Source organism: Bacillus sp. ISL-47 (assembly GCF_018613175.1).
In the GTDB taxonomy this organism is placed as follows: Bacteria; Bacillota; Bacilli; order Bacillales; family Cytobacillaceae; genus Cytobacillus.
The window spans coordinates 129,059-147,793 of record NZ_JAGGQS010000020.1 but is presented as its reverse complement, the minus strand read 5'-3'; the positions used below and the strand labels follow the sequence as shown (position 1 = coordinate 147,793).

Annotated in this window: 15 protein-coding genes, 1 tRNA gene and 1 other annotated feature; all 16 genes read left to right on the top strand. The window is 42.0% G+C overall.

What is annotated here, in order from left to right:
* Positions 1–20: 20 nt before the first annotated feature.
* The 16 genes from recQ to tig all read left to right on the top strand — a co-directional run bounded on the left by recQ (position 21) and on the right by tig (position 18,466).
* Positions 21–2,162 (top strand): DNA helicase RecQ, encoded by a 2,142-nt coding sequence (gene recQ, locus J7I93_RS08070; RefSeq protein WP_214725127.1) that lies wholly within the window; start codon positions 21–23, stop codon positions 2,160–2,162.
* 294 nt (positions 2,163–2,456) lie between these two features.
* Entirely contained in the window at positions 2,457–3,530 is a 1,074-nt protein-coding gene (locus tag J7I93_RS08065) for a GerMN domain-containing protein (RefSeq protein WP_214725044.1), read from the top strand.
* Between the two features lie 193 nt (positions 3,531–3,723).
* Positions 3,724–4,494 (top strand): ribonuclease PH, encoded by a 771-nt coding sequence (gene rph, locus J7I93_RS08060; RefSeq protein ID WP_214725042.1) that lies wholly within the window; start codon positions 3,724–3,726, stop codon positions 4,492–4,494.
* A gap of 1 nt (position 4,495) precedes the next feature.
* Positions 4,496–5,107 (top strand): XTP/dITP diphosphatase, encoded by a 612-nt coding sequence (locus tag J7I93_RS08055; RefSeq protein WP_214725040.1) that lies wholly within the window; start codon positions 4,496–4,498, stop codon positions 5,105–5,107.
* A complete protein-coding gene (locus J7I93_RS08050; protein WP_214725038.1) occupies positions 5,104–5,622 on the top strand; it encodes a metallophosphoesterase in 519 nt (172 codons plus the stop codon). Before J7I93_RS08055 ends, J7I93_RS08050 begins: the two co-directional genes overlap by 4 nt.
* Positions 5,623–5,923: 301 nt before the next feature.
* Positions 5,924–6,000, top strand: a tRNA-Arg gene (locus J7I93_RS08045).
* Positions 6,001–6,411: 411 nt separating this feature from the next.
* On the top strand, positions 6,412–7,284 hold the full coding sequence (ilvE, locus tag J7I93_RS08040) for a branched-chain-amino-acid transaminase (RefSeq protein ID WP_214725036.1): 873 nt from the start codon (positions 6,412–6,414) through the stop codon (positions 7,282–7,284).
* A gap of 49 nt (positions 7,285–7,333) precedes the next feature.
* Positions 7,334–7,592: a binding site (T-box leader), on the top strand.
* 77 nt (positions 7,593–7,669) lie between these two features.
* A complete protein-coding gene (gene ilvB, locus J7I93_RS08035; RefSeq protein ID WP_214725034.1) occupies positions 7,670–9,388 on the top strand; it encodes an acetolactate synthase large subunit in 1,719 nt (572 codons plus the stop codon).
* Positions 9,385–9,903: an acetolactate synthase small subunit gene (ilvN, locus tag J7I93_RS08030; RefSeq protein ID WP_110067439.1), complete on the top strand. Its 519-nt coding sequence runs from the start codon at positions 9,385–9,387 to the stop codon at positions 9,901–9,903. Before ilvB ends, ilvN begins: the two co-directional genes overlap by 4 nt.
* Before the next feature lie 57 nt (positions 9,904–9,960).
* Positions 9,961–10,983 (top strand): ketol-acid reductoisomerase, encoded by a 1,023-nt coding sequence (ilvC, locus tag J7I93_RS08025; protein WP_214725032.1) that lies wholly within the window; start codon positions 9,961–9,963, stop codon positions 10,981–10,983.
* Positions 10,970–12,514: a 2-isopropylmalate synthase gene (locus J7I93_RS08020; protein WP_214725030.1), complete on the top strand. Its 1,545-nt coding sequence runs from the start codon at positions 10,970–10,972 to the stop codon at positions 12,512–12,514. Before ilvC ends, J7I93_RS08020 begins: the two co-directional genes overlap by 14 nt.
* A gap of 69 nt (positions 12,515–12,583) precedes the next feature.
* On the top strand, positions 12,584–13,696 hold the full coding sequence (gene leuB, locus J7I93_RS08015; protein WP_214725028.1) for a 3-isopropylmalate dehydrogenase: 1,113 nt from the start codon (positions 12,584–12,586) through the stop codon (positions 13,694–13,696).
* 165 nt (positions 13,697–13,861) lie between these two features.
* Positions 13,862–15,277, top strand: a complete 1,416-nt coding sequence (leuC, locus tag J7I93_RS08010; RefSeq protein WP_214725026.1) for a 3-isopropylmalate dehydratase large subunit — start codon at positions 13,862–13,864, stop codon at positions 15,275–15,277.
* Between the two features lie 16 nt (positions 15,278–15,293).
* A complete protein-coding gene (gene leuD / locus J7I93_RS08005; protein WP_214725024.1) occupies positions 15,294–15,881 on the top strand; it encodes a 3-isopropylmalate dehydratase small subunit in 588 nt (195 codons plus the stop codon).
* A gap of 107 nt (positions 15,882–15,988) precedes the next feature.
* Complete coding sequence (locus tag J7I93_RS08000; RefSeq protein WP_214725022.1) at positions 15,989–17,020, top strand: tetratricopeptide repeat protein; 1,032 nt, start codon at positions 15,989–15,991, stop codon at positions 17,018–17,020.
* A 159-nt stretch (positions 17,021–17,179) separates the two neighbouring features.
* On the top strand, positions 17,180–18,466 hold the full coding sequence (gene tig / locus J7I93_RS07995) for a trigger factor (RefSeq protein ID WP_214725020.1): 1,287 nt from the start codon (positions 17,180–17,182) through the stop codon (positions 18,464–18,466).
* The last annotated feature ends 269 nt before the right edge of the window (positions 18,467–18,735 follow it).

Genomic DNA, 18,735 nt, shown 5'->3' with positions numbered 1-18,735 from the left:
TAATTGAGTTGGTGATCGATTTGCTGGCACAAGCTGAAAACTATTTGAATGAGTATTTTGGATATACCTCATTCCGTCCAGGACAAAAGGAGATAATCCAAAATATTATTGGACAAACCAATACCCTAGGAATTCTTCCGACAGGAGGCGGAAAGTCAATCTGTTTCCAAATTCCCGCTCTTGTACTCCCCGGAACGGCCATCGTCATTTCTCCGTTAATCTCCTTAATGAAAGATCAGGTAGATGCCCTATTGACTGCCGGAATCCCTGCTGCTTATATCAACAGTTCATTGTCTGCTGATGAGTACCAAAACATAATGGCTGGAATACGTCATGGCGAATATAAGCTTGTTTATGTCGCGCCGGAACGGTTCGATTCACACTCGTTTTTAGAGCTGTTAAATGAAGTGCCTATCAGTGAAATTGTTTTTGATGAGGCTCATTGCATTTCGCAATGGGGCCATGATTTCAGGCCAAGCTACCGTTCTGTTGTCAGCCAGCTTGGCAGCCTGAATCAGAAACCTGTGGTCGCTGCATTGACTGCAACCGCGACACGGGATGTGGCGGATGATATTCGAAGGCTATTAAATATTGGCGAGGAAGATACTTTTATTACCGGTTTTGCACGGGAAAACCTGGCTTTTCAAGTAATGAAGGGTGTTAATAAAAGAGATTTTATTATTCAATGCCTTGAAAAACACAAAAATGAAGCGGGCATCATCTATACTTCCAGCCGCAGGGAAACAGACCAGCTTCATCAATTTTTAATAGGAAAGAGCTATTCTGTTGCGAAATACCATGCCGGTTTAAAGGAAGAAGATCGAAAAAAAGCCCAAGATGCGTTTGTTTATGATGAAGCGGAAATTATGATTGCTACAAATGCGTTTGGGATGGGGATTGACAAATCCAATGTCAGATATGTTATCCACTATAATCTGCCCCGCAATATTGAAGCCTATTATCAGGAAGCAGGAAGAGCGGGAAGAGACGGAGAGGAGAGCATGTGCTATTTGCTGTTTGCTCCGCAGGATATTCAACTCCAAAAGTTCCTAATAGAAGAAAGCAATTTGGACCGTCACAAAATGGAGCAGGAATACAGCAAATTAAAGGAAATGGTGAATTATTGCCATACTGAAAAATGCCTCCAATCCTATATCATTGAATACTTTGATGAGGATGCAGAATCGTTCAGCTGCGGAAAATGCAGCAGCTGTTTGGATGACCGTAAAAGCATAGATATTACACAGGAAGCTTTAATGATCTTTTCGTGCATTAAACGGATGGGAGAGAGGTTCGGGATTACATTAACCGCTCAGGTTTTAAGAGGATCCCATAATAAAAGAATCCGCGAAATGAACTTTAATCAGCTATCCACATTCGGGTTATTAAATAACCGTAAGGAAAAAGAGATTGCAGACATTATGAATTACCTGCTTGCTGAAGGCTTTTTAGCTTTAACGGACGGAAAGTTTCCAACTGTTAAGCTCTCAGCAAATGCGGTTCCGGTTTTAAAAGGACAGGAAAAGATCGCCATGAAAATTAAAGATCCTGATCTTATGCAGGAAACAGAAGAAAATGATGAACTATTCTCCGTTTTACGCAATTTAAGAAAAAAGCTCGCAGACGAGGAAAAAGTCCCGCCATATATTGTGTTTGCCGATACTACATTGAAAGAAATGAGCAGGTGCTTCCCTATTAACGAGGAAATGATGCTAAACATTAAAGGCGTTGGGCAAATGAAGTTTGATAAGTATGGAGAGTACTTTATCGACGAAATTAAAAGCTTTGTTGAGGAACATAAGATTAAGGCTGTCCCTGTTAAGGAAAAATCGGCAGAGATTGAAGAGCCTCTGGATGACCGCCCCAGTTACCTGATTTCATTTGAATTTTATAAGGATGGGGTACCGATTAGGGAAATAGCCAAAAAGCGAAACTTTTCACCGATAACGATCCAGGAACATATACTCCGGTCCATAAAAGAAGGCAATACAGTTATATGGTCAGATATTTTTGATGATACAGAAGAAAAGCTGGTCATGGAAGCGGTGGATAAAGTTGGAAGGGACAAGCTTAAGCCGATTAAGGAAGAACTTCCTGAAGAAATCGATTATTTCAAAATAAAAGCTGTGCTGGTTAAGAACGATCTGCAGGAACAAAAATAGCACAAGGGAGAGAAGCTCTAATTGGGCTTCTTTTTGTGTGACTGCAATTTTTAGAGTTTGTGTTCCCTATAATTAATTTTGGCTAACCTGAAAGGAGAACCTGAGCCTGCTCAGTGCGTAATTGAAGATTCCAAGGATTGAAATGAAAGTAGAGATGGGCAGTTATCGATGCCTGAATCAAGCGGTTTGTCCAAATTTGTCAAAAATCTATTAACACTTTTCTCCCGAAAGGCGGTCTAAATTACAGATAGGCTCGTATACATGTAGTACAAACTGTCTCAGGGGGGATTAAATATGTCTATAAATAAAAAATCGACTATAGTTTCAGCTGTTCTCGTTTCATCCGTTTTATTATCAGGGTGCGGATTATTTGGAAGCCAGGGAAAGGAAAAAGTAGATCCGCCAAAAGAAGTAACATATTCTGATGAAGGAGGAAAGGTAGCTGAAGAAACAAACGGCACAGAAATGGAAACAGCAGAAAACGAAGATGGTGTGGTAGCAAATCTTCAAATTGAGCTTTATTTGATTGATAAAAATGGCTATGTTGTACCACAGACGCTGGAGCTTCCGAAAACAAATTCAGTTGCTACACAGGCTTTGGAATACCTGGTAGAAAACGGCCCTGTAACCGACCTGCTTCCTAACGACTTCAGAGCAGTCCTCCCAGCTGATACAAAGGTTTCAGTCAATATTAAGGATAAAGTTGCTACTGTGGACTTTTCCAAGGAGTTTCAGGAATACGCTCCTGAAGATGAAATGAAGATTCTGGAATCTGTTACTTGGACGCTTACGCAATTTGACTCCATTGATAAGGTGAAGCTGACTTTGAACGGGCATGAATTAAAAGAAATGCCTGTAAATGGAACGCCAATTGCCGCATCAATAAGCAGAGCCAATGGAATTAACATGGACACGACAGAAGTAGTTGATATAACCAATACAAAACCGGTTACAGTGTACTACCTTGGCGGGGATGAAGAAAACTATTATTATGTTCCTGTCACAAAACGTGTAAGCAATAAAATGGAAAACAAAGTCGAAGCTGTAGTAACCGAATTGATTAAAGGGCCAAACTATGCTTCCAATCTGGTAACAGACTTCCTGCCGGATGTTCAGCTGCTTAATGATCCTAAAGTGGAGGATGGAAAAGTCACTCTTAACTTTAACGAAAACGTGTTTAGCAGCTTTGAAGATAAAATGATCTCCCAGCATCTGTTGAATGCCCTTGTCCTCTCATTAACTGAACAAAAAGGGATCGAGAGTGTTGCTGTCACAGTTGATGGAAATGCAGAAATTGTGAATGAGAATGGGGAAAAGTTAACAGAGCCAGTAACACGTCCAGAAAATGTGAATACGGGAAGTTTTTAAAAAAGCGGATTTTGTTATACTATATAGTAACAGGAAAAAGAGGTAGGCATTTATTGCCGCCTCTTCTTTGTTGCAGAAAAACGCACTGCGAAATTAAATTGCAGTTCCCTTCAAAAATTACAAACCTTTTATACAGAGAAGGGAAGTTTTTCTGTTTAAGACGAATGAATGGATATTAAAGGGGGAATCAGCTTTGCGCGCAGATGGACGTGAACCAATGCAGCTCAGGCCTATACATATTGAAACAGATTACTTAAAGCATCCCGAGGGCTCTGTTCTTATTACAGTAGGAGATACAAAGGTGATTTGTACAGCTAGTATCGATGAGAGAGTGCCGCCATTTATGAGGGGCCAGGGAAAAGGCTGGATAACAGCTGAATATTCCATGCTGCCAAGAGCTACAGAACAGAGAAATATTAGAGAAGCGGCTAAAGGCAAGATTTCCGGAAGAACAATGGAAATCCAGCGCCTGATCGGCCGTGCCCTTCGTGCTGTTGTAGATTTAGAGGCACTTGGAGAAAGAACTGTCTGGCTGGATTGTGACGTAATACAAGCCGACGGAGGCACACGGACAGCTTCTATTACAGGTGCATTCATTGCAATGGCACAGGCAATGGACAAGCTTTACAACAATAAGAAGCTTCCGCAGTACCCGGTCAATGATTTTCTTGCTGCTACAAGTGTGGGGATACTCGATAATAAGCAGGCGGCAGTAGACTTAAATTATATTGAGGACTCTTCAGCACAAGTGGATATGAATGTAGTCATGACAGGCAGCGGAGAATTTGTAGAACTTCAGGGTACAGGGGAAGAGGCGACATTTTCGTATGCACAGCTTCAGGAACTATTAGGTGCTGCCCAAGGAGGCATCTCAGAGCTGTTTGAGCAGCAAAAGGCTGCACTTGGAGAGAAAATCACAACAAGTATTAATAATAAAAGAGAGAAGCTGGAGGGTAAGGTATAGCATGCAAGAAGTTATAATCGCTACAAAAAATGCAGGCAAAGCAAGGGAGTTTGAGCGGATGTTCAAGCCTCTTGGCTATGAGGTCAAAACTTTATTGGACTATCCTGACTTTCATGATGTAGAAGAAACCGGCACCACCTTTGAAGAGAATGCCATTTTAAAAGCTGAAACGGTTGCCAATGCGTTCAGAAGAATGGTCATTGCTGATGATTCGGGACTGATGATAGATGCGCTGGAGGGCAGGCCTGGCATTTATTCTGCGCGCTATGCGGGTGAAGAGAAAAACGACCAGAAAAACATGGACAAAGTTTTGAAGGAGATGGAGAACACACCCGATAACAGCAGGCAGGCGAGATTTTACTGCGCGCTGGCAATTGCTGCACCTGGAAAAGAAACATTAACAGTTGCAGGGACCTGCGAAGGCTTTATTTTGAGAGAGAAAAGAGGTACTCATGGGTTTGGCTATGATCCCATCTTCTTTGCGGAGGAGAAAGGAAAAGCAATGGCAGAGCTAAAGCCTGAAGAAAAAAGCCAAATCAGTCATCGGGCAAAGGCGCTAAAAAAGCTTGAAGAGCTTCTCCCTGCTTTTCTTTCCGGAAATGAAAAAGCATGAAAATACTCATTCTGAGCGACAGCCATGGCCTAACTTCCGAACTGAAGCAAATCCGTAACAAGCATGCTGGGATGGATCTTTTGATTCATTGCGGAGATTCGGAACTGCAAGCTGATGACGAATCTATTAAAGGGTATTCTGCAGTAAGGGGAAATTGTGACTTTGAGACAGGATTCCCGGAAGATCGTTTTGAAGAAGTTGAAGGGCTGCGCCTGTTTGTTACACATGGCCATAGGTATTCTGTAAAGTCTACACTAATGAATCTCACTTACCGCGCACGTGAAATGGAAGCGGATATTGTATGTTTTGGTCATTCGCATTATCTGGGAGCTGAAATGGTTGATAACACTTTATTTATTAATCCTGGAAGTATCAGGCTGCCAAGGGGAAGAAGAGAAAAAACATATATAATCCTGGAGGCTAAGGAAAGAGATATTACTCTGGATGTTTATGATTTAGCCACAGGGAAAATGCCACGTCTGTCTCAAAAATTTTCACTGGCAAAAAAGGAATAACTTGATTATAATAACTGAGGGGAGCAAGGCTTCCCTCAATCACAAAAAACTTTCAATAAAGTGTTGACTTCGGATTGTTTGTCTAATATAATAAAACTTGTCTTTAAGATAATCTTTCTCGAAAACAGACAGAAGTTATTATATTATACGTCCCAGTAGCTCAGCAAAGCGTAAACGTCACTGAAGTAACATCTTTGTAGCTTTGTTCCGACGCATATACTTCCTTGAAAGACTAGAAGAGGAAGGAACAGGATAGTAAGAAACCTACTGTAGTAGTAAAGATTTAATTAATATATTATACGTCCCAGTAGCTCAGCAGGATAGAGCAACGGCCTTCTAAGCCGTCGGTCGGGAGTTCGAATCTCTCCTGGGACGCCATTTACACACCTAGCAACACTACATATCTTACCGAATTTTACTCACCATTTTGGTGAGTTTTTTTGTGCCCTAAGATCCTCTAGCACCCCTCCTGCAAAGTTATCTGGGATCCCTACAGATTATAAAATTTTAAAAAATTTTTTTTCTCAAGGAATGTGAATATATCAACATTGTAAGCGGATACAGCTAAACCGATTAATCTAAATTATCAAATAATTCATAAAAAGGGTGTTGACGACTGTTCAAAATGGGCGTAAGATAGTCCTCAATATAAGAAATCAAAACCTGAATTAAACAGAATCGCAAAAGCAAAATTAAAATATTCTGTATAGAAATTTGCAGATTTTTTTAAGCTAAAAATTCAGTGGTTTAAAGTGTTAAATTATTTGTACTTAGTGAGAGGTGTTTTTCGTGCCTGAACAGTGGATCTTTTTAAACGGAGAATTCGTCACAAAAGAAAACGCGAAAATTTCTGTTTATGACCATGGTTTTCTTTATGGCGATGGAGTTTTTGAAGGTATCAGGGTTTACAGCGGAAATATTTTTAGAATGAAAGAGCATATGGATCGCCTGTATCGATCAGCAAAGTCAATTATGCTTAACATTCCGTATACAAAAGAAGAGTTCACTGACCTGGTGGTAAAAACGGTTGAACGAAACCAGCATGAAAGTGCTTATATTCGAATAGTGGTGTCAAGGGGAGTCGGCGATCTTGGTCTGGATCCAAACAACTGCAGGAGCGCCAATGTTGTTATCATTGTAGAGCCTCTGGCCATTTTCCCTAAACATCTTTACGAAACAGGATTGGAAATTGTAACAGTTGCAACCCGGCGAAACAGACCCGATGTATTAAGTCCAAAAGTAAAATCCCTGAACTATTTGAATAATATTCTTGTCAAAATTGAAGCCCGCCTTGCCAATGTGAATGAAGCATTAATGCTAAATGATCAAGGCTATGTAGCGGAAGGCTCGGCAGATAATGTATTTATTATAAAGGACGGGGTATTCTACACTCCTCCTGGTTATATCGGAGCATTGGAAGGAATCACAAGAAACGCTGTGATCGATATAGCAAGAGAGCTTGGATATGAAGTGAAGGAAGAACCCTTTACAAGGCATGATGTGTACACAGCTGATGAGGTTTTCTTAACCGGCACTGCCGCGGAAGTCATCGCAGTTGTAAAAGTGGATGGCCGGACAATAGGTGACGGCGTTCCGGGAAGTTACACAAAAAATCTCCTGGAGAAATTCAGGGAGCGGGTTGTGCAGAAGGGATTAAGGTAATCTCGCTGGCAGCTCCGCACGTAAGCTGAAAAAATAACTTAAACAAATAGGAAAAGCGTGGAAGAGGATAAGTAGTTTTATGACAAGGCGTTCACAGAGAGCCGGAGCTGCTGAAAACCGGCAATGCCCTCATAAAATGAACTCACCTCGGAGCGCAGGCCTGAAAGATGATCATCGAGTAGGGGCTGCCGGGTGTGCTTCACCCGTTATCAAAACGGATAGCAATTTTGCTATCCATGAGTGCACGCATCAAGCGTGAATCAGGGTGGTACCGTGGAACAGGTTATCAAAGCCTTTTCATCCCTTAAGCCTATAATCAATAGGTTTGTATGGGGTGGAAGGGCTTTTTATATTGGATTAAAAAACAAGAGGAGGTTATCAACAAATGTTGCAGGAAGCTGCCTTAACAGAAACCAAAACGGAGACCGAACCGGTTACCGGTGCAGATCTGTTATTAAGAGCCTTGGAGAAAGAAAATGTTGAAGTGATTTTTGGTTATCCGGGAGGAGCTGTTCTTCCAATTTACGACAAGCTGTATGATTCAAAGATTCTTCATGTTTTACCCCGCCATGAGCAGGGAGGTATTCATGCAGCCGAAGGATATGCCCGAATCTCAGGAAAGCCGGGTGTTGTGATTGCCACGTCAGGACCGGGAGCTACAAATATTGTAACCGGACTTGCGGATGCCATGATGGATTCACTTCCGCTTATTGTTTTTACAGGCCAGGTGGCAACAGGCGTTATTGGATCGGATGCCTTTCAGGAGGCGGACATCCTCGGGATAACAACCCCTATCACAAAATATAACTATCAGATCCGCAGCATCGAAGATATACCGAGAGTAGTAAAAGAAGCCTTTTATATAGCTTCAACTGGAAGACCTGGACCGGTACTCATCGATGTTCCTAAAGATATCGCAGCATCTGCAGCAGAGCCGCCAGATGACCAGGAAGTTAATTTACCGGGGTACCAGCCAACATTAAAGCCTAATTATTTGCAGATCCGAAAATTAACCGAAGCAGTTAGCAGAGCAAAAAAGCCTGTGATTTTGGCAGGAGCGGGAGTTCTTCATGCAAGGGCTTCCGGGGAGTTAAAGGAGTACGCAGAGCAGCAGCAGATTCCGGTTATCCATACATTGCTCGGGCTTGGAGGATTCCCGGCTAATCATCCGCTGTTCATCGGAATGGCAGGGATGCACGGCTGCTATGCAGCCAATATGGGATTGACAGAATGTGATTTGCTAATAAATATTGGTGCGCGGTTTGATGACAGGCTGACAGGAAATCTAAATCATTTTGCACCAAATGCAACAGTGGCCCATATTGATATCGACCCTGCCGAAATCGGAAAAAACGTTCCAACCTCCATCCCGATTGTGGCAGATGCAAAAGAAGCCCTTGAGCAGCTGATCCAGCAGGATGGCAAACCGCCAGCACATAAAAAATGGATCGAAACCATCCAGCAATGGCAGGAGGAATATCCTTACTTCTACGAGAAAGAAACAGCAGGTTTAAAGCCTCAAAAGGTTATGGAAATGCTCCATTCCAAAACTGGAGGAGATGCGATTGTGGTAACAGACGTAGGACAGCATCAAATGTGGGCAGCCCAGTATTACCGCTTTAATAAAGCGGACAGATGGGTAACCTCAGGCGGTCTGGGTACTATGGGATTTGGCTTTCCTGCAAGCATAGGTGCACAGCTGGCCGATCCTGAAGCATGTGTGCTCGCTGTTTGCGGAGATGGCGGTTTTCAAATGTCCACTCAGGAGCTGGCAGTCATAAAAGAACTGAACTTGCCTGTAAAAATAGTTATTTTAAATAATATGGCTCTCGGCATGGTTCGCCAATGGCAGGAAATCTTTTATGAATCGCGCTTTTCACACAGTAAAATTCCTGTACAGCCATCGTTTGTTAAACTGGCGGAAGCATACGACATTAAAGGCTATGTAATCCAAACAGAAGAAGAGGCTGAAGCTATTTTAGATGAAGTGCTTCATAGCCGTGAACCGGTTCTTTTGGACTTCAGAGTCGATCAGGGTGAAAATGTATATCCAATGATTGCCCCTGGAAAAGGACTTCACGAAATGGTAGGTGTTAAACCATGAAAAGAGTAATTTGCCTGACTGTAATGAACAGGCCAGGCGTCCTGAACAGAATTACAAATCTATTTTCAAAAAGAAATTTTAATATAGAGAGTATCTCTGTCGGCCTTTCCGAACACGAAGGGATGTCCAGAATAACCTGTGTCGTCCATGTAGAGGATGATAGGGCCAGCGAACAAATTACCAAACAATTAAACAAGCAAATTGATGTCATTAAAGTAACGGATATTACTGACCAGTCAATTGTTGCAAGAGAACTTGCTCTCATCAAAGTTCAGGCAGTTCCATACACCAGGAATGAAATATACTCTTTGATTGAGCCATTCAGGGCTTCGGTTATTGATGTAAGCAAGGACAGCATGACGATTCAAATAACCGGAGAATCTGATAAAGTCGAAGCTTTCATTGACTTGATTAAACCGTACGGCATTAAAGAGCTTGCCCGAACCGGAACAACTGCATTTCCAAGGGGAACTCAGCGTTCTTCCCAGCAGCAGAAGTCTTATTCCATTGTTTAATATCAATTTATAAAATTAATAATCTAATAAACTTTAAAAAAGAGAGGGAGATTTAAAATGGCAAAAATGTATTATAACGGAGATGCAAATCCATCATATTTAAACGGAAAGAAAGTAGCGGTAATCGGGTATGGATCCCAGGGGCATGCACACGCCCTAAATATGAGAGACAGCGGTGTTGATGTTGTAATCGGTCTTCGAAAAGGAAAATCATGGGAAAAAGCAACAGAAGACGGGTTTCAGGTATATACAGTAGGGGAAGCAACTGCCCAGGCAGATGTGGTTATGATTCTATTGCCTGATGAACTTCAGCCAAAGGTATATAAGGAAGAAATCGAACCAAATCTAACCAGCCAGGCATTAATGTTTGCCCATGGTTTTAATATTCACTTTAGTCAAATCGTACCTCCTAAAGAATGTGATGTATTGCTTGTTGCACCTAAAGGTCCAGGACATCTTGTCAGAAGAACATATGAACAGGATGCAGGTGTACCGGCACTGTTTGCAATCTACCAGGATGTTACAGGTGAAGCCCAGGAACTTGCACTTGCTTATGCTAAAGCTATTGGAGCCCTTCGTGCAGGTGCTTTGGAAACAACCTTTAAGGAAGAGACTGAAACTGATTTATTTGGAGAACAGGCAGTACTTTGCGGAGGGTTGACTTCACTTGTGAAAGCTGGTTTTGAAACCCTTACTGAGGCAGGCTATCAGCCAGAATTAGCATACTTCGAATGCTTGCATGAGCTTAAACTCATTGTAGACCTTATGTATGAAGGCGGTCTGGAAGGAATGCGCTATTCAATCTCTGATACAGCTCAATGGGGAGACTTTGTCAGCGGACCGCGTGTAGTAGATGCAAGAGTAAAAGAAGAAATGAAGGCAGTTCTAAAGGATATTCAGGAAGGAAAGTTTGCTAAAGGCTGGATTTTGGAAAACCAGGCAAATCGTCCAGTTTTCAACGCAGTGAACCAAAGAGAGAATGAGCACCCAATCGAACAGGTGGGAAGAGAGCTTCGTAAAATGATGCCATTTGTAAATAGCAGCAAAAAGAAAGAAGTTGCTGTCAGTGCGAACAATTAAGATTTTTGACACAACTTTAAGAGATGGTGAACAGTCAGCCGGCGTAAATCTTAATTTTTCGGAAAAGTTGGAAATTGCCAGACAGCTAGAGCGCCTGAATGTTGATATTATCGAAGCAGGATTCCCAGCTGCTTCAAGGGGTGATTTCGCTTCCGTGCAAAAAATTGCCCAAACAATCAGGAACTGCTCGGTAACGGGTCTTGCTAGAGCAGTGATTTCAGATATAGATGCTGCCTGGGAGTCGCTAAAAGATGGAGCTGAGCCAAGAATACATACATTCCTGGCAACCTCTCCCATCCATAGGCAATATAAATTGAAAAAAACAAAAGAAGAAGTAATTGAAACAGCAGTAGAAACAGTGAAATATGCTGCGGCCAGGTTTCCGATTGTCCAATGGTCAGCGGAGGACGCATCCCGGACTGAATTGCCATTCCTTGCTGAAATTATTGAGAAAGTAATCCAGGCAGGGGCTAGGATTATCAATATACCAGATACAGTCGGCTACACAACTCCACAGGAATATGGCGAGATTTTTCAATACTTAAAAAATCATGTTCCTTCTATAGAAAAGGTTTCCCTTTCAGCTCATTGCCATGATGACCTGGGGATGGCCATCGCCAATTCTTTGTCAGCGATTGAAAATGGGGCAACACAGATAGAAGGAACCATTAATGGCATAGGCGAAAGAGCCGGAAATGCAGCGTTGGAGGAACTTGCGGTTGCTCTATATATCCGCAATGATCACTATCAGGCATCAACCAGTTTGAATCTGCAGGAAATTAGCCGAACCAGCAGCCTGGTCAGCAAACTTACAGGCATGGCGGTACCAGCCAACAAAGCCATTGTCGGACGTAATGCTTTTGCCCACGAATCTGGCATACACCAGGATGGCGTATTAAAAGAGAAAACAACTTATGAAATTATTTCTCCAGATTTGGTAGGTTTCCAATCCAATTCTATGGTGCTTGGAAAGCATTCAGGACGGCATGCATTTAAAAATCGCCTGATGGAACTGGGGCTTGACGTTTCGGATGAAGAAATTAAACCATTATTTACAGTATTCAAAGATTTGGCTGACCGTAAAAAAGAGATGACAGATGATGATCTTGCAGCAATCGTATTAGAAGAAAAGCTCTCCAAAGAACAGCGTTTCTACGAGCTGATCGGCATCCAAATCCAATATGGCACCAACTCTGTCCCAACGGCGACTGTTACACTATCAGGTTCAAGCAATGAGGTTATACAAGAAGCGGGTACAGGAGCCGGAAGCATAGAGGCGCTATATAACACTTTGGAAAAGTGCGTAAATGGTACGGTTAACCTTCTTGATTACCGCATTCAATCTGTTGGGGCAGGCAGAGATGCTTTAGCCCAGGTATTTGTAAAGCTGAAGTATGATGGAGTGGAGACCAGCGGACGGGGATTAGCTCAGGACGTATTGGAAGCTTCATCAAAAGCTTATTTGAATGCTGTTAATAGAGTAATCTACATGAATGAGAAAACAGCAGTACCTGCAGTTGAGTCAAAATAAAAAAATGACAATAGAGGCGACCGCTTTTGCGGCACCTTTCAACCTAAAAAACTAGGCGGAGGGATTAAAATGAAAAAACGTATCGCGGTACTTCCTGGAGACGGAATCGGCAAAGAAGTGGTGAATGGAGCAATTGAAGTCCTGCAAGCTGTTGGGGAGCGTTTCGGGCACCAGTTCTATTTTTCTTACGGAAAAATTGGCGGAACGGCAATTGATGCAGCAGGCACTCCGCTGCCTGAAGAAACTTTGGAGCTTTGCAAAGAGAGCGATGCGGTATTGCTTGGAGCGGTTGGCGGCCCAAAATGGGACCGGCAGCCTCCCCACCTTCGTCCTGAGAGGGGCCTCTTGAAGATCCGCAAAGAACTGAATTTATATGCGAATCTAAGGCCGACCCAGTATTATTCAAGCCTTTCAGATACTTCACCATTAAGGAAGGAAGTTATTGAGGGCGTTGATATGCTGATGGTCAGAGAATTAACGGGCGGCCTTTATTTCGGAAAGCCAAGCGAGCGCACACATCAGAACGGTGAAGATGCAGTAGTTGATACATTATTTTATCAAAAAGAAGAGATGTACCGTGTGATAAAACTGGCTTTCGAACTTGCCAGAAAACGGCGCGGAAAAGTCACATCTGTCGATAAAGCAAATGTTCTTGAATCAAGCCGAATGTGGAGAGAGGTAGCGGAGGATATTTCAAACCAATATCCGGACGTTGTTTTGGAGCATATGCTTGTTGATAATGCAGCCATGCAAATGATTAAAAATCCTAAACAGTTTGATGTTGTGGTAACAGAGAATATGTTTGGAGATATTTTGAGCGATGAAGCATCCGTATTGACGGGTTCTCTGGGAATGCTGCCATCTGCAAGCATTTCAGAAAATGGACCATATTTATACGAGCCAATCCATGGTTCAGCCCCGGATATTGAAGGTAAGAATGCAGCAAACCCAATTGCCATGATTTTATCGGCTGCCATGATGCTTCGCTTATCTTTTGGAATGGAAGAGGAAGCAGAGGCGATTGAAAATGCCGTAAATCAAGTGCTGGATGCAGGCTACCGTACGAGAGATATCGCCTCATTCGGGAAAAAACAGGTTTCTACTTCGGAGATGATCGAAGAAGTGAAGGCTACTCTTCTTGATAACGAAGCAATCTTAAATATCATGGGAGCTTATGCATAGATTTAATCACTAGGCCACATGATTGATTTTTGGCACCCTGTTGAATTTTTGGCACCCTGTTGACCGGAGGAGAATTCAACAGACAAGTTTAACAAAGCCAATCACTAAAAACTGAAACACGGCCTTAATCGGCCGTGTTTCTTTTAAAAGGGCGTGGAGTAAATAATGGGAAAATCAATTATAGATAAGATTTGGGAAAAACATGTTGTCCACAGAGAAGAAGGAAAGCCGGATTTAATGTACATTGATCTTCATTTAGTGCATGAAGTTACATCCCCTCAGGCCTTTTCCGGCTTAAGAATGAAAAATAGAAAAGTGAGAAGACCTGATAAAACCTTTGCCACAGTAGACCATAACATTCCTACTGATAACCGAAAGGTCATTAATGATCCGATTGCATTAAACCAAATGACCACTTTAGAAAAAAACTGTAAGGAATTTGGGGTTCCGCTTGCCGGGCTGGACAGCCCAGAACAGGGGATCGTGCATGTTATCGGACCTGAACTGGGGCTTACACAGCCAGGGATGACGATTGTATGCGGTGACAGCCATACCTCTACTCATGGAGCATTTGGATCTATTGCTTTTGGAATTGGCACAAGTGAAGTGGAGCATGTGATGGCAACCCAGACCTTATGGCAAACAAAGCCTAAGACATTAAAGTTAGAAATTAATGGAGAATTGAACAAGGGTGTTACGGCAAAGGATGTCATTCTTTATGTGATAGCCAAAAACGGGATTGGTTTTGGTACCAGCCATGTTATTGAGTATTGCGGGGATACCATTGCCCAAATGACCATGGAAGAAAGAATGACAATTTGCAATATGTCAATCGAAGGAGGGGCAAGAGCAGGGCTGGTTAGTCCGGATGAAACGACGTTTGCCTATCTGGAAGGCCGAAAGTTCGCTCCAAAAGGAGAAGCCTTCGGGCAAGCAGTTGAAAGCTGGAAGGAGCTTGCTTCAGACCCGGATGCAGCCTACGATAAAATCATCGAAATTGATGCAGCTGATATTGCACCAATGGTCAGCTGGGGTACGAATCCATCGATGACCTCAAAAGTAACAGAACAAATTCCCAAGCTTGAGGATTGCGATACCGAGCTTGAGCAAAAATCGCTGTCAAGAGCTTTAGCTTACATGGGCTTGAAGGAAGGGCAAAAAATTGAGGACATTCAAATCCAGCACGTTTTCATTGGATCGTGCACGAATTCCCGATTAGAGGACTTGAGGCAGGCAGCGGAAATCATCAGAGGTAAAAATGTTCATCCGCAAGTTAGAGCGCTTGTTGTTCCTGGTTCGCAGCAGGTGAAAAAACAGGCAGAGTCTGAAGGCCTTGATGTTATTTTCAAGCAAGCTGGGTTCGAATGGAGAGAATCAGGCTGCAGCATGTGCCTGAGCATGAACAATGACATTGTGCCGAGCGGCGAGCATTGTGCATCAACCTCAAACCGTAATTTTGAGGGACGCCAAGGATCCGGTGCAAGAACACATCTTGTCAGCCCTGTGATGGCAGCTGCAGCAGCATTGTATGGACACTTTGTGGACGTGGGGGCTTTGCTGGCAGCGGAAACAGTTCAATAAGAAGGAGGAAAGCAGTATGAGCGGATTTAAAACTTTACAAGGAAAAGCAGTAGCTTTAGACAGAGCGAATGTAGATACAGATCAAATTATCCCTAAGCAATTTCTGAAAAGAATTGAAAAGACAGGGTTTGGCCAATATCTTTTCTATGACTGGAGGTTTAATAAAGAGGGAGAACCCAACCCTGAGTTTGAACTGAATAAAGAAGAAAACCAGGGTGCCCCCATTCTTATTGCGAATGAAAATTTTGGATGCGGGTCTTCACGTGAGCATGCTCCGTGGGCACTGGGAGACTTTGGCTTTAAAGTGATAATCGCACCTTCTTTTGCGGATATATTCCATCAAAACTGTTTAAAGAATGGTCTATTGCCTATCAGTCTGCCTGCTGAAACGGTTGATTATTTGCTTGAACGCGCCAAGAACCAGCCATATGAACTTAAAATTGACCTGCAAAATGAAACTATAGAAGATGTCCAGGGCTTTGCAGCGCAATTCTCTATCAATGATTATTGGAAGAAGATGCTGATTAATGGCTGGGATGAGATCGAGATCACCCTTCAACTAGAGAACAGCATTGCAGATTTTGAAAAAAGCGAGCTCGTTTAACATAAAAATTAAGAAGAAGATTCATGGATGATGCCATGAATCTTTTTGTTTTTTTTATAATTCATGCTAAACTAACTTCAAAAATAATAAATTGAGGCGGTACTAGCATGGACAAACGGGAACGGAAAAAACAGAACAGTAAAATTATTCTATTTCCCGACGTTGAGAAAAGATTGTTGGAAAAAGGGCTTGAGAGCTTCCAGCAAAGAAGGTATCAGGAATCCATCCGTTTCTTTGAGGAAGCGATGGAAATCGAACCTGATAATACAGATATCCATATTGGTCTTGTTCTGGCTTATTTTGAAGCGGGTGCACTGCAAAAAGCAAAAGAACTTGCTAATAAAATGCTTCAAACAGGTATTGGGGATTACATCCAGGTAATGGATTTATATTTAATGATTCTTGTTCAGCTCCATCAGTATAGTGAGATCGTTACAACTATTGAGGTTCTGCTGGAAGAAAGAGAGATCCCAAAGGAGAAGTTTGAGCATTTTAGCAGAATGCTTGAATTCAGCAGAAAAATGGCTCATTCAAATCCGGAAGAACGGGAGAAAGAAGCTCCTCCTATTGAAGAGTTTAAAAATAAAAAGCTGAATCTATTTTCTTATCAGGATCAAAATGAGCAAATACAGCTGGCTGCACAGCTTGCAAAAAACAATATAAGGCCTTATATAGAAGATATTAAAGCATATCTAGAATCCAGCGAGGGGCATCCTTTTTTTAAAACAATGCTTTTAAATGTACTGTCAGAGCATGAGTATGATAAGGAAGTATTGCTGCGGAAATTTGGAAAAAGCATTAAGATCAGGCCTTCTGAGCTTCCTTCGGTACACCAGCAGCCACAGCTATTAACAATTGTAAGCCGGTTGGGTGCCCATTTGGAGCAGGAAGACCCGATACTATATGAAAATACAAAAAGCCTCATTGAAAGGCATTTTTTTATACTTTATCCAATTGAGGCGGAACCGGCTAATTCAGCATCCTGGGCAGCAGCATACCATAGTCTTGCCAACGAGTACCATGGACAGGGTGATCTTAATAACAAGCTGGCACAAATATATGGGGCTCCCGAAGAGGAAGTAGAACAAGCTCTTGCCTTCATAAGAAAGATAGAAGAAATTTCTTATCCCAATATTTAGCCTTCAATGTTGAAAGACCAGGTACGTATGTTATAATATAATCGTTGTATTATGTGTATATATACATTTAATCCATGGATATGGCTTGCAAAACAAGAGATATTCATAACATTCTGCTGTGAATGAAATGATAATAGATTTTTGGAGGGAAATGATTGTATGTCTGCTAAATTTGAAAAGTTAGAAGGGAACCGCGGGGTTCTTACAATTGAAGTAGATGCAGAGAAAGTAAACGAAGGTTTAGACGCTGCATTTAAAAAAGTAGTTAAACAAGTTAACGTACCTGGATTCCGTAAAGGTAAAATGCCTCGTGGAATGTTTGAAAAGCGTTTCGGAGTTGAATCTTTATACCAGGATGCAGTAGATTTTCTACTTCCTGAAGCTTATGCAAATGCAATCGATGAAACAGGAATCGAGCCTGTAGACCGTCCTGAAATTGATGTTGAGCAAATTGAAAAAGGCAAGAGCTTAATTTTCAAAGCGACAGTAACAGTTAAGCCAGAAGTAAAGCTGGGCGAATATAAAGGCATTGAAGTTCAGCCGCTTGATGCAAACGTTACAGATGAAGATGTTAACAACGAGTTAACTTCCCTTCAGGAAAGACAAGCTGAGCTTGCTGTTAAAGAAGAAGGCAAAGCAGAAAACGGCGATACAGTTGTTATGGACTTTGAAGGATTCGTTGATGGCGAAGCTTTCGAAGGCGGAAAAGCTGAAAACTACTCACTTGAACTTGGTTCTGGCCAATTTATTCCAGGATTTGAAGACCAATTGCTTGGAGCGGCTGCTGGTGAATCAAAAGATGTTGAAGTGACATTCCCTGAGGAATACCATGCTGCTGAGCTAGCTGGCAAGCCTGCTACTTTCAAAGTAACTGTACATGAAATCAAAACAAAACAACTTCCTGAACTGAATGATGAATTTGCTAAGGATGCGGACGAAGAAGTTGAAACATTAGACGCATTAAAAGAAAAAATCAAAGCACGCTTAGAAGAAAGCAAGAAGCATGAAGCTGAGCATCATGTTCGTGACACTGTAGTAGAAGCTGCTGCAACAAATGCAGAAGTTGAAATTCCTTCTCCAATGGTTGACACTGAAGTTGACCGCATGATGCAGGAATTTGAACAGCGCCTTCAAATGCAAGGCATGAATCTTGAATTATACTTCCAGTTCTCTGGCCAAGATGAAGCTGCATTACGCGAACAAATGAAAGAGGAAGCTGAAAAGCGTGTACGTGTAAACCTAACTCTTGAAGCAATCGCAAAAGCAGAAAACATTGAAGTAGCGGATGAAGAAGTTACAGAGGAACTTAACAAAATGGCAGAAATGTACAACATGTCTGTTGACCAGATCACACAAGCGCTAGGAAGCCTTGAAGGCCTAAAAGCAGATCTTCAAATTAAAAAAGCAGTTGATTTCCTTGTAGAAAATAGTAAAACTGTTGCATAATAGAAGTAATAGAAACAAGGCGCGAGTTTATCGTGCCTTGTTTTATACAATCTAGACTATACATAACAGCACCGCGTTCTCTTGGATCTTTGCCAAGTGAAAAGTTTTACGACATATTGGACATGGACAGGAATACAAATACATATATATAGTTAATTTAATTATCGGCGAAAGTGGCCGACTTAATTTAGCCGTTTTTGGTTAAGCTTATGGAAGTACATATAAATTCAGCCTGTTTTTATTTGCGGATTACGATCACATGCATGCAT

Excerpts from the sequence above, each read along its gene's own strand:
- tig (WP_214725020.1), top strand. The coding sequence starts at position 17,180 with ATGTCTGCTAAATTTGAAAAGTTAGAAGGGAACCGCGGGGTTCTTACA.
- J7I93_RS08055 (WP_214725040.1), top strand. The coding sequence starts at position 4,496 with ATGCAAGAAGTTATAATCGCTACAAAAAATGCAGGCAAAGCAAGGGAG.
- J7I93_RS08065 (WP_214725044.1), top strand. The coding sequence starts at position 2,457 with ATGTCTATAAATAAAAAATCGACTATAGTTTCAGCTGTTCTCGTTTCA.
- leuC (WP_214725026.1), top strand. The coding sequence starts at position 13,862 with ATGGGAAAATCAATTATAGATAAGATTTGGGAAAAACATGTTGTCCAC.
- leuB (WP_214725028.1), top strand. The coding sequence starts at position 12,584 with ATGAAAAAACGTATCGCGGTACTTCCTGGAGACGGAATCGGCAAAGAA.
- leuD (WP_214725024.1), top strand. The coding sequence starts at position 15,294 with ATGAGCGGATTTAAAACTTTACAAGGAAAAGCAGTAGCTTTAGACAGA.
- J7I93_RS08050 (WP_214725038.1), top strand. The coding sequence starts at position 5,104 with ATGAAAATACTCATTCTGAGCGACAGCCATGGCCTAACTTCCGAACTG.
- J7I93_RS08000 (WP_214725022.1), top strand. The coding sequence starts at position 15,989 with ATGGACAAACGGGAACGGAAAAAACAGAACAGTAAAATTATTCTATTT.
- ilvN (WP_110067439.1), top strand. The coding sequence starts at position 9,385 with ATGAAAAGAGTAATTTGCCTGACTGTAATGAACAGGCCAGGCGTCCTG.
- ilvC (WP_214725032.1), top strand. The coding sequence starts at position 9,961 with ATGGCAAAAATGTATTATAACGGAGATGCAAATCCATCATATTTAAAC.
- ilvB (WP_214725034.1), top strand. The coding sequence starts at position 7,670 with ATGTTGCAGGAAGCTGCCTTAACAGAAACCAAAACGGAGACCGAACCG.